The 13,267-nt window shown below is 68.8% G+C and carries 10 protein-coding genes and 1 pseudogene; 4 read left to right on the top strand and 7 right to left on the bottom strand.

All coding sequences use genetic code 11. From position 1 onward, the window contains the following. Nucleotides 1-71 precede the first annotated feature (71 nt). The 3 genes from QJS31_RS03595 (at nt 72) to QJS31_RS03585 (ending at nt 2,590) form a co-directional block, all read left to right on the top strand. A complete protein-coding gene (locus tag QJS31_RS03595) occupies nt 72-1,325 on the top strand; it encodes a fatty acid desaturase (protein ID WP_282783074.1) in 1,254 nt (417 codons plus the stop codon). A 263-nt stretch (nt 1,326-1,588) separates the two neighbouring features. After that, nucleotides 1,589-2,260 carry a 5,6-dimethylbenzimidazole synthase gene (gene bluB, locus QJS31_RS03590; RefSeq protein WP_306355922.1) on the top strand — a complete coding sequence of 224 codons (672 nt, stop codon included), beginning with the start codon at nt 1,589-1,591 and terminating at the stop codon, nt 2,258-2,260. A gap of 114 nt (nt 2,261-2,374) precedes the next feature. After that, nucleotides 2,375-2,590 carry a hypothetical protein gene (locus QJS31_RS03585; RefSeq protein WP_306355921.1) on the top strand — a complete coding sequence of 72 codons (216 nt, stop codon included), beginning with the start codon at nt 2,375-2,377 and terminating at the stop codon, nt 2,588-2,590. 54 nt (nt 2,591-2,644) lie between these two features. Here QJS31_RS03585 and QJS31_RS03580 read toward each other — a convergent pair whose 3' ends face one another. The 7 genes and pseudogenes from QJS31_RS03580 to QJS31_RS03550 all read right to left on the bottom strand — a co-directional run bounded on the left by QJS31_RS03580 (nt 2,645) and on the right by QJS31_RS03550 (nt 11,946). Next, a complete protein-coding gene (locus QJS31_RS03580) occupies nt 2,645-3,937 on the bottom strand; it encodes an acetyl-CoA C-acyltransferase (RefSeq protein WP_306355920.1) in 1,293 nt (430 codons plus the stop codon). A gap of 128 nt (nt 3,938-4,065) precedes the next feature. Next, entirely contained in the window at nt 4,066-4,704 is a 639-nt protein-coding gene (gene hpf, locus QJS31_RS03575; RefSeq protein ID WP_282779734.1) for a ribosome hibernation-promoting factor, HPF/YfiA family, read from the bottom strand. 267 nt (nt 4,705-4,971) lie between these two features. Further along, the gene (locus QJS31_RS03570) at nt 4,972-5,616 is read right to left on the bottom strand and encodes a ComF family protein (RefSeq protein ID WP_282779726.1); all 645 of its coding nucleotides are present in this window, start codon (nt 5,614-5,616) and stop codon (nt 4,972-4,974) included. Nucleotides 5,617-6,052: 436 nt separating this feature from the next. Then, nucleotides 6,053-7,867 carry an MtrAB system accessory lipoprotein LpqB gene (gene lpqB, locus QJS31_RS03565; protein ID WP_282779724.1) on the bottom strand — a complete coding sequence of 605 codons (1,815 nt, stop codon included), beginning with the start codon at nt 7,865-7,867 and terminating at the stop codon, nt 6,053-6,055. 1,082 nt (nt 7,868-8,949) lie between these two features. Continuing rightward, nucleotides 8,950-10,545: pseudogene (mtrB, locus tag QJS31_RS03560) on the bottom strand (MtrAB system histidine kinase MtrB); the annotation flags it as partial. After that, the gene (gene mtrA, locus QJS31_RS03555; RefSeq protein WP_029931579.1) at nt 10,542-11,219 is read right to left on the bottom strand and encodes an MtrAB system response regulator MtrA; all 678 of its coding nucleotides are present in this window, start codon (nt 11,217-11,219) and stop codon (nt 10,542-10,544) included. The pseudogene mtrB and the gene mtrA, both read right to left, overlap by 4 nt. Nucleotides 11,220-11,298: 79 nt before the next feature. After that, nucleotides 11,299-11,946 (bottom strand): dTMP kinase, encoded by a 648-nt coding sequence (locus QJS31_RS03550; RefSeq protein WP_195121747.1) that lies wholly within the window; start codon nt 11,944-11,946, stop codon nt 11,299-11,301. 102 nt (nt 11,947-12,048) lie between these two features. On the opposite strand from QJS31_RS03550, the gene QJS31_RS03545 reads away from it, so the two are divergent. Beyond that, nucleotides 12,049-13,152 carry a glycerophosphodiester phosphodiesterase gene (locus QJS31_RS03545; protein WP_306355919.1) on the top strand — a complete coding sequence of 368 codons (1,104 nt, stop codon included), beginning with the start codon at nt 12,049-12,051 and terminating at the stop codon, nt 13,150-13,152. Nucleotides 13,153-13,267: the final 115 nt, after the last annotated feature.

Below are 13,267 nucleotides of genomic sequence, written 5' to 3'. Positions count from 1 at the left end.
CGTTCTTCGACACGGTAGGGATTCATTCGTAGGCAACCTACGGGACCGTAACCTACGGTAGTGTAACCACCATGGCGATCTCGGATGTCAAGGAATACGCACATCTCACCCCCGAGGATGTCGAAGCCATCGGCGCGGAACTGGACGCGATTCGCCGCGAGATCGAATCGTCTCGTGGCGAACGCGACGCCAAGTACATCCGCAATGTGATCCGGTTGCAGCGCGGCCTCGAAATCAGCGGCCGCGCGGTGCTGTTCGCGAGCCTCTTCCCGCCCGCCTGGTTCGCGGGTGTGGCCCTGCTGTCCACGGCCAAGATCATCGAGAATATGGAGATCGGCCACAATGTGATGCACGGCCAGTGGGATTGGATGAACGATCCGGAAATCCACTCCACCAGCTGGGAATGGGACAATGTCGGCCCGGCCGAGCACTGGAAGATCACCCACAACTTCCTGCACCACAAGTACACCAATGTGCTGGGCATGGACGACGACATCGGCTACGGACTGCTGCGCGTCACCCGCGATCAGCGCTGGTCGCCGTTCTACCTGGGGCAGCCGGTGTACAACCTGTTGTTGCAGATGTTCTTCGAATACGGCGTGGCGATCCAGCATCTGGAACTGGGCAAGGTCGCGAAGAAGAAGTGGGAGCCGGGCAGCCCCGAGCGCATCCAGTTCGAGCAGGACCGCAAACTAGTGCTGAAGAAGATCGCCAAGCAGGCGGGCAAGGATTACCTGCTGTTCCCGCTGCTCACCGGTCCGGCGTTCTTCGGCACCCTCACCGCGAACTTCACCGCCAATGTGATCCGCAATGTGTGGACCAACGCCGTGATCTTCTGCGGCCACTTCCCGGACGGCGCGGAGAAATTCACCCGCCGCGACGTGGAGACCGAGAACCAGGCCGAGTGGTACCTGCGGCAGATGCTGGGCAGCGCCAATATCTCCGGCGGACGGCTCATGCACTTCATGACCGGCAACCTCTCGCACCAGATCGAGCACCACCTCTTCCCGGACCTGCCCTCCAACCGACTGGCGTCCATCGCCGTGCGGGTGCGAGCCATGTGCGACAAGTACGACCTGCCCTACACCACCGGTTCGCTGCCGGTGCAGTACGCCAAGTCGTGGCGCACCATCATGAAGCTCTCGCTGCCCAACAAGTACCTGCGCCACACCACCGACGACGCCCCGGAGACCAAGTCGGAGAAGGCATTCGGCGGCACGCCGACGGTCGACCCGGCGACCGGCCGCCGCCGCGGGCTGCGCACCGCCCTCACCGAGGGCCGCCGCCGCATCACCCGCCGCAGGGAACCGGCCCCGGTCGGCTGAGTAGTACGAGCGCGCCGCGTTCGCCAAGTCGCTCGGCAGCGTTCCGGATCGGATTCCGACGCCCCCTGCCTGATCTCGGCAGGGGGCGTTCGCGGTGGTGGGACACGTGGGCACGGATCACCGCGGGAGCCCGAGCCGGGCCGCGGCGATCGGGCGTGCGGCGATCGGGCGTGCGGCGACCGGGCGGCGGAGGCCAGGCGGCGGAGGCCAGGCGGCGGAGGTCGGGCGCGTTGCCCGGCAAACCGCCTGGTTCACTGGTGGGCGTGTGTGCTGAAGGTCCGCTTGCCCCCGCCGAATACCCGAGCGTCTACGACGTGATCCGCCTGCGTCGGGATGTGCGCGCGGAGTTCACCGGTGAGGTGGTCGACGACGCGACCCTGCTGCGCATTCTGGATGCCGCGCATCGCGCGCCCAGTGTCGGCAATTCCATGCCCTGGGATTTCGTGGTGGTGCGCGATGCGAACACACTGCGTGCCTTCGCCGCCCACGTGGCCGACAAGCGGCGCGCCTTTCACGCCTCCTTGCCGGAGGAACGGGCGCGGACCTTCGACCCGATCAAGATCGAGGGCATTGTCGAGTCCGGCACCGGCATCGTGGTCACCCACGACCAGTCGCGCGGCGGCACCCATGTCCTGGGCCGCGCCACCGTCCCCGAAACCGGTCTGTACTCCACGATTCTCGCAATCCAGAACCTGTGGCTCGCCGCCACCGCCGAGAGGGTCGGCGTGGGCTGGGTGAGCTTCTACGACACCCCGTACCTCGCCGACCTCATCGGCGTCCCCGACGGGGTCAAGCCCGTGGCCTGGCTGTGTGTGGGACCGGTACGCGAATTCCAGCAGGTTCCGGATCTGGAACGGTTCGGCTGGCGCGACCGTCGCCCACTGGAGGCGGCCGTGCACTGGGAGCGCTTCACCGACCGCGCGGAGCGAACCTGAGCGTCCAGCGCCCCGAAAACTCCTGCCTCGGAACACAACCGGCGCATAGCTAGCGCGATCGGCACCACCCGGCAGCAGCCGGACGGAGATCAGCGAGACCTGAGGGAAGTTCTCATGAAGCGATTTGCCGTCACGACCGCGATGGCCGCCGCGCTACTGGCGGCCGCACCCGTCGCCCAAGCCGACGCCGACAACGCAGACGTCCGGCCCGTGGTCGGCTCGAACTGCATTCCGGTCTACGGGTTCAGCGCGACGGCCTGCCAGCCGGGCACGCTCCTGGACTGGCTGAAGTTCCTCGCCACGGGATCGGCGGGTATGTCGTCCCACTGATACCGGCGGTCCGGGGTCGACCCTGATCGACCCCGGCGCGGAAGGACTACCGGCTCAGACCCTTTCCAGCACCGCCGACGCACCGATGCCGCCCGCCGCGCAGATGCCGAGCAGGGCGGTGGACTTGCCGGTGCGGGCCAGCTCGTTGGCCATGGTGGTGACCATGCGGGCGCCGGTCGCGCCGAAGGGGTGGCCGAGGGAGACCGAGCCGCCGTGCACGTTCAGGGTGGCCGGGTCGATCTCACCGACGGCGGTGTCGCGGTCCAGGCGGGTCTTGGCCCAGTCGGTGCTGGCCAGGGCCGAGACCACGGACAGGGTCTGGGCCGCGAACGCCTCGTGGATGTCCACCAGGTCGACGTCGGACAGCGCTACTCCAGCCTTGTCCAGGGCGCGCGGCATGGAGATGGCCGGGCCGATGAGCACCTGATCGCGCGGGTCCACGCTGACGTAGCTCCAGGAACGGAAGGCGGCGAGGGGTTCGAAGCCGAGTTCGCGGGCCTTGTCCTCGCTCATCAGCAGCACCGCGGACGCGCCGTCGGTGAGCGGGCTGGCATTGCCCGCCGTGACGGTGCCGTCCTTCGCGAAAACCGGTGCGAGGGTGGCGAGCTTCTCGACACTGGTGCCGGGGCGGACCAGCCCGTCGCGGGTGACCGTCTTGCCCTCTGGCGTGGTCACCGACAGCACCTCGCTGTCGAAACGCCCGGAGTCGATGGCCGCGGCGGCCCGGTGGTGCGAGCGGACGGCGAACTCGTCCTGCGCGGCACGGGTGATGCCGTGGATGCGCGCCATCTTCTCGGCGGACTCCCCCATCACCTCGCCGGTGGTGCGCTCCTGGATCTTGGGGCGGCGCGGCACGATGTCGACGAACGGGGCGAGCTGCGCGACCGCCGCGAGATAGTCCTTCGGCTTGGGTTTGCCCAAGGCCAGCGGGGCGGCGGCGTGCACCACCTTCTGCGGCAGCTTGACCTCGGCGTTGCTGGTGGAATCGGAGCCGCCCGCGATCATGATGTCGTACTCGCCGCGCTCGATGGCGGCCGCGGCGGAGGTGACGGCCTGCAATCCCGAGGCACAGGCGCGGGTCACCGTGTAGCCCTCGCAGCCGGGGTCGAGTTCCAGGTCCAGGGCGATCTCGCGGGCGATGTTCGGCGCGGCGCCGGGCAGGATCACCCCGCCCCACACGATGGCCTGCACGGCCGCCTTGGGCAGCCCGGTGCGCGCCAGCAGTCCGCGGACCGCGGTATCGGCCAGATCGATGGAATCCATCCGGGTGTAATCGGAAAACGCCCTGACGAACGGCGTCCGAGCCCCGGAGACGATGACAGCACGGCGAGCACCCTTGGTAGCCATGGGATTTCCTTTCCAGCGAATCCTGTGACCACCAACTTACTGGAAAGTAAGAAGAAAGGCGATACAGCATGTATCAGCAAGCGGCCGGGGCGCTGCGCCCCGGCCGGTAGCGGGTGGAAAACGCCGTTCTACTCAGCGAGCCGGATCAGGCCGTAGTCGAAGGCGTGGCGACGATAGACGACCGACGGTTGGTCGGACTCCTTGTCGTGGAAGAGGAAGAAGTCGTGGCCGACGAGCTCCATCTGGTAGAGGGCGTCGTCGACGGACATCGGAATCGCGGGGTGTGTCTTGGTGCGCACGATATGGCCGGGTCCCGCATACTCTTGGCCCTCGTCCACCGCCTCGGCGGCATGGTCGTGAGGCTTCGCGGCACCGTTCCCGTTCGACGAGGCGAACAGGGAATCATCGATGAGTCCGGCCGTGGCCTCCGCGACCGAAATGGGGGTCTTCTCCCCGTGATGGACGCGACGGCGGTCCTTCAATTTGCGCAATCGGCTCTCGAGCTTCGCGACGACCGACTCGAGGGCGGCGTAGAAACTGTCGGCACAGGCCTCCGCCCGCACCACCGGGCCCTTGCCACGCGCGGTGATCTCCACCCGCTGGCAGCTCTTGCGTTGACGACGGTTGCGTTCGTGGAACAGCTCCACGTCGAAGAGGAAAATCGACGGGTCGAAGCGTTCCAAACGGGAAAGCTTGTCCGCGACGTGAATTCGGAAATGGTCGGGAACCTCGACATTGCGTCCCTTGACCACCACATCCGCTTTCATGCCCTTGGGGGCATCGTCGGGGACAGGGGCTTCCAGCACCGCAGTGTCTGCGTCTTTCACTGAAGGTCGTGAAGAAGTCGTCACGCGTACCTCCCGGATCTGGCCGCACAATCCGCTCGTGCGGCGGGATTGAAACGTGTGCCGATCGAAGACTCGCTCGGCACGTGATGTCCGAGGCGCCACCTCCAAACTCTCGGTTCGGGTGTCTGATCGCGACGCTAGTACGCCAGCGATCGTTCCGCCAGTGTTCACGCTAATTTCTGTCAGTCAAGCTCGACAGGTCACGAACACGGCTCGGACCGGCACGCCCGCGCCGATCAGCGCGCGCACCGATTCGCGGGCGGTAACCCCGGTGGTCAACACGTCATCCATGAGCACTACCTCGGCATTTGCCGGAATCGGCACCGTGTGTCGGGACGGTCGGGCGGCGATGATCCGGCCGCGCAGGTTGTGCTCCCGATCGCCGGGCGACAGGCCGACCGAATCCCGCACACCCGGCCGCGTCCGCAACAGCCGCGCCATCCGGCAATCCGGCAGCCAACTCGCTGCGACGAGCGCCGTGCGCACCACCGGATCGCCCCCGCGCCGACGGGCGGCGGATCGGCGACTGGGCGCGGGCACCAGCACCAGCGGCCGTGTGTGGTCGCGCAACCGATCCAGTCCCCTGGCCACCGCCAATCCCAGCGGTTCGGCCAGCTCCCGGCGGCACTGCTCCTTGACGGCCAGCACCGCGCGCCGCGCCGGACCGGCATAGGGCGCCAGCGCCCAGCACGGCACCCCGGGATCGGCGCGGGGACGCGCCCGCACCGGTGGACCCGCCAGTGTCACGGCACACTCCGCACACCAGCCGACCCCACCCGCGCCGCATCCGCAGCACGTCCGCGGCAGCACCAGATCGAGCAGCTCCCCCATGCCCCCAGTGTCACCCGCCAGAGCCTTGCCCACCGGCGTTTTCACGCCCGAACGCCACGTTTGCCCGTCTAGCGGGGTGACACCGGTCGTCGCTCCCGACGCCGCAAGCGAGTCGGGCTGGGTCTCCGCTCGCCCTGCGGTTGGGGGCGGCAGGCGCACGCCGGGGATGAATCGGTCGCCACCACACCGCCGAAGCCACGGCGAGCCGTTGCCCCGGGTTCTCGGGAGGGCCCCACCCACCGTAATGGTGCGGCAGTGCCCGAATCCACGAAAGGCCCGCCCCGGCCGCAAGACTCCCTGCCGACCCGGTCGCAATGCCGCGGCCCTGCCCTGTCGCTCGTCGCGACCGGACCACTCCTGTCGCGCGTCGCGACCGGACCACTCCTGTCGCTCGTCGCGGGCGGGCGACTCCTGTCGCGCGTCGCGGCGGGGCGATTCAGCCGGGCAGTACCGGAATGGCGTTCGCGCCCAGGCCCGGCACCACGCGCCAATAGCGTTCGCCGCCTTCGGCACTGCTGGTGAGCTCCATGACGTCGCGGGCGTCGGCCACGTACTGGCGGTCAGAGGACGCGGCCACCACGCGCAGCGGCGGGGTCAGGTTCTGACTCGTGACCGAGTTCAGGCCGGAACCGTCGATCGGCACGCGGACGATGGGATCGACCGTGCCCTCGCGGGCGATCATGATGCTGTCCATCTCGGTGTTCTGGGTGTACCAGTCCAGCGAGACCGCGGCGGTGCTCAACTCGGGCGCGATGGGCAGCGGCGCGGTCAGCGCGTAGCGGCCCTCGGGGCGCGGCTCCACCACGGCCAGATACACCTTGCCGCCCGCGATGAGGGCGGCGCGCACACCCGACGGGGAGATGCGCAGATCGGTAATGGGCAGGCGCGGGGTGAGCGCGCCGGTGGCGCTCGCCACCGGCGCGATCAGCGCGGAGATATCCACGTCCTGCACCGACACGTTTCCGCTGGCCCGGTCGTGCACGGCCCGGATGACCCGCTCCCCGTCCACCACAGCCCACGCCGAGGTGCCATCGGAGGTCCAGGACGGTCGGGTGATCAGGCCGCCCGTCGCCACCGGGAAGCCGGTGCCGTCATAGGTGCCGATGATCAGGGTGCGGCCCGGTTCCGGTTCGGGGCGACCGGAATCCGCGACCGCCGCGACCAACTGCCCGTCCGGCGACAGCCCCACCGATTGCAGGGTGCGGGTGGTACCGAAGAAGCCCGGCGCGGGCACGATCCCGTTGTCGGTGACCCGCACCAGCGAGCCGTCCCGCACCGCGTGCAGCCCAATGCGGTTGCGCGCCGCCTCGGACGGGCTCAGCGCTTCGACGTCCTGGCGGGTCCAGCCATTGAGGGCGTACCGCTCATCCAGGGGTTTTCCATCGGCGAGCAGCATGAACGGCCCGAAGATCTCGGCCTCCGACAGGGTGAGCACCACCTGTGCGGCCAGCACTTCCTTGGATCGCGCGTCCAGCCCTGCCGCGCCGGAGAAGTCGATGAGCACGCCGCCCGCGCCGACGCCCACGGCTTCCGGCTCGCCATTGGCCTTGGTGACCGGTCCGCGCAGACTGACCGGGCCGGACAGCACGTTCTTCACCGCGGGAGTGAGCGCGGGCTGCGGGCCCTCGGCGAGCAGACCCAGCAGTTTCTGCGTGAGCTGTTCCTTGGGCGCGGCGATCCAGCGCAGGTCGGGCACCATGACCGTCCCGTCCTGATTGCTGAAGTACAGCGCGTGCCGCCGGTAGGACTTGTTGAAGGCGCTGCGCTCGATCAGGACGCCGGTGGGCAGGTCGTCGATGCGCCATTCACCGTCGATCTTGACCAGTTTGACCTTGTCCTCGAGGGTGCCGTCGGCGACCCGGTAGGAGCCGTCGGCCTCGAGTTCGCCGATCTTGCGGGTGCGGATGACGTAGGTGGCGGTGTCCTCGGTGCGGGACTCCCGCAGCGTGTCCGGCTTCTCGATGATGGTGGTGCCCTCGGCGTCGTCCCAGTTGACCGCCGCCGCCGGGGTCAGGAACTGGCGCGCCGCCTGATGCCGGTTGGCCGGATCGGCGGTGGCCTGCACGAAGTCCTGCAACAGCGCCTCGGGCTCGCGCCCGACGATGGGCGGCGCCGGTTCGGTGCTGGTCGGCTGCCGGTCGAGGGTGCCGAGCGCCTGCGGGGCCGAGGAGTCCGGCAGCTGGGCACAGCCGACCATGCCCGACAGCGAACCGACCAGCACGGCCAGCAGCCCGATTCTGCGCAATCTCATGCTTTCCCGTCCCCTGACTCGGTGAGCACGCTGTCATCGGGACCGTCCGACCCCGAGCCGACCGCGCCCGCGGGCCGCTGGCGATCGGAATCGGCACCGGGATCACGACCGTGCGCGCGCCGGGACGCGGGGATATCCGGGTCGGCACCCGCCGCCGGGTCGGCGGGTCCGCCCGCCGATCCCCACGGGAACACGGCGCCCGCCGGGGCCGCATCCGCACGCGCGTCCGACGCGCCCCCGGCCGCCCCGTCGGCATCGTCCGACGCACCGAACGATCCGCGCGACGCACCGTCCGAATCGGATCCGCTATCCGATTCGGGCCGCCCGTCGGATGAACCGAACCGAGCACCCGCTGCGTGCGCCTGCCCCGCATCCGGACCGGGCGAAGTACCCGGCCCCTCCGGCCGAGCCTCGGACCAACCCGGCCCGTCCTCGGGTAAATCCGACGCCCGCTCGGCCGAACCAGCCGAGTCCCCGGACGCATCCGATCCGATCTCGGATGCACCGGACGAATCCGCCGACGAACCAGCGGAATCCGGCAGCGCGCGCGCACCGGGCCGGGTCGCCGACGAGCCGGACTCGCCACCCGGGGAATCCGACGCGTCCGAGGTATCCACGTCGATCTCCGAGAGCGCCTCGGAACCCGCGTGGTTCGTGCGGTGCTGATCCGGCGGAGCGCTCGTCGACGAGGTGGCCATGGAGTTCGGCGGAGTGGTCGTCGGGAGACCGGTGGTGGCCGCTGGCGTCGCCGACGAGCCGGTGGCCTCATCCGGGAGGCTTCCCGGCATATCCGGCCGAGGACCCGGCTCCTCCCGTCGAGCACCCGACGCGTTGGACTCGGGTCCCGGCGCGCCGGTGGCTGCCGTGGCCGGATCCGGTGGGGTGGTGGGGCTTTCCGGCGGAGCCACCTGTTCTGTGCCGAGGTGAGGGAAGGAATCGGTGCGGTAGGCGGATTCGTCGGCCACCCGGGTCATGGGGCGGGTGGGGACGTCGGGGCCCGCGGAGACGAATCCGGCGGCCTCGGTGAGGTTTCCGACCTCCGGGGGCGGGGGTTCGGCGGGCGGGCCGCCGCGGCGCTTGGGCGGTTCCAGGGGTAGCGGGCTGGCGCCGAGCTTGCGGCCGCGCACCAGGGGCAGGGTCAGGCGGAAGCTGGCTCCGACGCCGGTCTCGCCCCACGCCTCCAGCTTGCCGTCGTGCAGATTGGCGTCCTCGACGCTGATCGACAGGCCCAAACCCGTTCCGCCGGAACGCCGCACCCGCGAGGGGTCCGAGCGCCAGAACCGGTTGAAGACCATCTTCTCCTCACCGGGCCGCAGGCCGACGCCCTGATCGCGCACCACGAACGCCACCGAGTTGGCGTCGGCGTCCCCGCGCACCCGCATGAGCACCGGTTTGCCCTCGCTGTGGTCGATGGCATTGGCCAGCAGATTGCGCAGCACGCGTTCCACGCGGCGCGGATCCACCTCGGCGACAAGCGGTTCCTCGGGCATGTCCACCACCAGCTCGACGCCGGTCTCCTTGGCCAGATGCCGCACCGTGGACACCGCCGCCCGCGCGCACATGCGCACATCCAGCGATTCCACCTGGAGTTCGGCCACACCCGCGTCGTGACGGCTGATCTCGAGCAGATCGTTGAGCAGTCCCTCGAAGCGGTCGAGTTCGTTGACGAGCAGTTCGGCCGAGCGGGCCAGCGCCGGATCGAGGTCGTCGCTGGAGCCGTGGATGAGGTCGGCGGCCATGCGCACCGTGGTGAGCGGGGTGCGCAGCTCGTGGCTGACGTCGGAGGTGAAGCGGCGCTGGAGGTTTCCGAACTCCTCGAGCTGCGTGATCTGGTTGGAGAGGCTTTCCGCCATCTCGTTGAAGGCCATGGCCAGGCGCGCCATATCGTCCTCGCCCCGCACGAGCATGCGCTCCTTGAGGCGGCCGTCGGCGAAGCGGCTGGCGATGCGCGCGGCGGATCGGATGGGCAGCACCACCTGTCGCGTCACCAGCGCGGTGATGGCGGCCAGCAGCACGAGTAGCACCACGCCGCCGATGAGCATGGTGCCGCGCATCAGCGACAGGCTGCGTTCCTCGCTGCTGAGCGGGAAGACGAGATAGATTTCGAGCGAATCGATCTCGGCGGAGGGACTGCCGATGATGAGCGCCGAGCCGCGGCGGCCCTCCGAGTCGGTGATGGTCGCGAACTGGTAGCTCACCTGATTCGATTGCACGAAATGCCGGAGTTCCGGCGGGATCTCCTGAATCGGCCCCGCGGTGAGTTCGCGGTGATTGTCGCCGTACATGGCGAGCGCGGAATCGTAACTGCCCGCCGCGCCGCCACTTCCGCCGCTGGTACTGCTCCCCGCGGACAAGGCGCGGCGGGCATCGTCCAGCCGCACCAGCGGGGTACTCGAATCATGCACACCCGAGAGGGTGGATTGCACCGTATTGCGCGCGCGGCTCATCTCCTCGACGGCCGCGTTGATCTTCGCGTCCAGCAGTCTGTCGGTGATCTGGGAGGTGAGCACGACGCCCAAGATCGTGATCACGATCAGCGACAGGGTGAGTGTGGACACGACGACGCGCAATTGCAGCGAACGCCGCCAGATGTGGCCCAGTTGCTCTCCGAGATTGCGAAACCAGGCCACCACCGCTGCCAGCCACCGCTCGACGCGGTTTCTGGAGCCAGCGATCACGGCGGTCCGGCCTTGTAACCCACGCCTCGTACGGTGAGCACGATCTCAGGGTTCTCGGGATCCTTCTCCACCTTGGCGCGCAACCGCTGCACGTGCACATTGACCAGGCGGGTATCGGCGGCGTGCCGGTAACCCCAGACCTGTTCCAGGAGCACTTCACGGGTGAACACCTGACGCGGCTTGCGGGCCAGCGCCACCAGCAGATCGAACTCCAAGGGAGTCAGCGAGATCTGCTGTCCGCCGCGGGTCACCTTGTGCGCGGGCACGTCGATGACGATATCGGCGATGGAGAGCAGTTCCTGCGGCTCTTCCTCGGTGCGGCGCAGGCGGGCCCGCACCCGAGCGACCAGTTCTTTGGGCTTGAACGGCTTGACGATGTAATCGTCAGCCCCCGACTCCAAACCCAGGACGACGTCGACCGTATCGGTCTTCGCCGTCAGCATCACGATGGGCACGCCCGAATCCGCGCGCAGCACCCGGCACACGTCGATGCCGTTCATGCCGGGCAGCATGAGATCCAGCAACACCAGATCCGGACGTAATTCCCGGACCGCGGTGAGCGCCTGCGTGCCGTCGCCCACGACATGGGGATCGAACCCCTCGCCGCGCAAGACGATCGTGAGCATCTCGGCGAGCGCCATATCGTCGTCGACGACCAGAATCTTCGGCTTCATAAGTACTATGTTGTCACCCTTCCGGCTCTGTTCGGGTCGCCTCGCCGACAGTCGTGATTACTCCGGCGCACATCCAACCCTATCCAGCAACAATTTCCGCGAGACGCGCGGCAAGCGTTGCCGGATCGTCACCGCTCCGATGCACCCACCATGGTCCGCGCCACTGCGTTTCGGCGAGTTCGGAATAGACCTTAGCGGTGCGACGCTGTAGTCCACCGTCTTTTTCGTAGGCGTCCAGCGCCCGCGCCGTGTCCGCTTCGCCGCGTTTGCGCGCGCGTTCCTCGGCCACCTCGGTCGGCACCGACAGCAGGACCTGCAGATCCGGGACCGGAAGTTCGAAACGGCCGAACTCCAAATCCTCGATCCAGCGGGCGATTTCACCCCGGGAATCCTGCTCCCGCCGGGCGGCCGAATAGGCCACATTGGAGGCGACGTAGCGGTCGAGCAGCACGATATCGTTGTCGACCAACAGCTTCGACAATTCGTCGCGGGCATCGGCCCGGTCGAGGGCGAACAGCAGCGCCATGGCGTGTACGGAGGCGGCGACGTCGCCGTGGCCACCACGCAGCGACTCGGCCGCGAGGTCGGCGTGCACGCTGCGGCCGTAGCGCGGAAAGGCCAGCGTCGCCACCCGCAGGCCACGCGCCCGCAGCGCGGTCACGACGGCATCGGTGAGCGTGCGCTTGCCAGCGCCGTCCAGACCCTCCACCGCAACCAACGCTCCCATGGCCGCGAGAGTACCGAATGCCGGCGACAACGGTGCGGGTGACCGGACAACTCACCGCCGCGACCACTTGAAATAGCTACGTGATTGCTACCATCCCCGGTCATGACCTCCCTCCACGCCAGGGCCACGACGACACGGACGGTCGCCGCCCTCGGCGTCGCGGTGGCCGCCCTAGCGCTGACCGCCTGCGGTTCCGACGACCCCGACTCCACCGCGCCGACCACCTCCGCGGCGAGCGCCGCGGCCGACCCGAATCGCCCCTTCGACCTGCAGGCGCATCGCGGCGGCCGCGGGCTGACCATCGAGGAGTCGCTGCCCGGCTTCGCCAAGGCCATCGAATTGGGCGTCAGCACACTGGAACTCGATATCGTGCTCACCCGGGACAAGGTGCCGCTCATCTGGCACGACCCCGAGATCGAGGACGAGAAGTGCTCCGACACCGCCCCCGCCACCCCGGACGACCCGCAGTACCCGTACGTCGGCAAGCTGGTGCACGACCTCACCTACACCCAGATCCAGACCCTGGACTGCGGTAAGCGGCTGGCGGACTTCCCCACCGCCCAGGAGCTGCCGGGCAATCGCATCGCCACCCTGCCCGAGCTGTTCGACCTGGTGAAGACCTATCCGGGCGCGTTCGAGGGGCTGCGCTACAACATCGAGACCAAGATCGAGGCGGAGGACCGCGACGAATCGGCCACCCCCGAGGAATTCGTCGACGTCATCCTGGCCGCCGTGGACGCGGCGGGCGCGACCGACAAGGTGGAGATCCAGAGCTTCGACTGGCGCAGCCTGCCGCTGGTGAAGGCGAAGAACCCGGCCGTGCCCACCGTCGCCCTGTACGACGACTCCACGTTCACGGCGGGCAGCGCGTGGCTGGGGCCGATCCGCTACGAGGACTACCGCGACGATCCGCTCGCCGCCGTCAAGGCCCTCGGCGCGGATATCGCCTCCCCCAGCTACGTCAACCCCTGGGACAGCGACGCGAAGCTCGGTGACGCCGGTTTCACCCTCGTCACCGACAGCGCGTACGTCCGCCGGGCACACGAACTGGGCCTGCGGGTGGTCCCCTGGACGGTCAACGACAAGGCGACCCTGGCGGCGGTGATCGACCAGGGCGTCGACGGCGTCATCACCGACTACCCCGACCGGGCGCGCGAGGTGATGCGGGAGAAGGGCATGCCGCTGCCCGCGAGCTACACCCGGTAGCACCGGCCTACGCGAGCGGCCCGAAAACCCGGTTCGGCCGGTCATCGGATCGATGACCGGCCGAACCGTCGTTCTACCCCGGGGTTTCGCGCCGCGGCGCGAAACCCGCCACGGC

The organism is Nocardia sp. CC213A (assembly GCF_030766805.1).
Lineage (GTDB): Bacteria > Actinomycetota > Actinomycetes > Mycobacteriales > Mycobacteriaceae > Nocardia > Nocardia otitidiscaviarum.
This window is presented reverse-complemented; position numbering and strand designations above follow the sequence as displayed.

Bases quoted from the DNA above. Each gene is read 5' to 3' on its own strand.
- mtrA (WP_029931579.1), bottom strand. From the start codon at position 11,219: ATGAAGCCGAAGATTCTGGTCGTCGACGACGATATGGCGCTCGCCGAG.
- QJS31_RS03550 (WP_195121747.1), bottom strand. From the start codon at position 11,946: ATGGGAGCGTTGGTTGCGGTGGAGGGTCTGGACGGCGCTGGCAAGCGC.
- QJS31_RS03580 (WP_306355920.1), bottom strand. From the start codon at position 3,937: ATGGCTACCAAGGGTGCTCGCCGTGCTGTCATCGTCTCCGGGGCTCGG.
- hpf (WP_282779734.1), bottom strand. From the start codon at position 4,704: ATGAAAGCGGATGTGGTGGTCAAGGGACGCAATGTCGAGGTTCCCGAC.
- QJS31_RS03585 (WP_306355921.1), top strand. From the start codon at position 2,375: ATGAAGCGATTTGCCGTCACGACCGCGATGGCCGCCGCGCTACTGGCG.
- QJS31_RS03595 (WP_282783074.1), top strand. From the start codon at position 72: ATGGCGATCTCGGATGTCAAGGAATACGCACATCTCACCCCCGAGGAT.
- QJS31_RS03570 (WP_282779726.1), bottom strand. From the start codon at position 5,616: ATGGGGGAGCTGCTCGATCTGGTGCTGCCGCGGACGTGCTGCGGATGC.
- lpqB (WP_282779724.1), bottom strand. From the start codon at position 7,867: ATGAGATTGCGCAGAATCGGGCTGCTGGCCGTGCTGGTCGGTTCGCTG.
- QJS31_RS03545 (WP_306355919.1), top strand. From the start codon at position 12,049: ATGACCTCCCTCCACGCCAGGGCCACGACGACACGGACGGTCGCCGCC.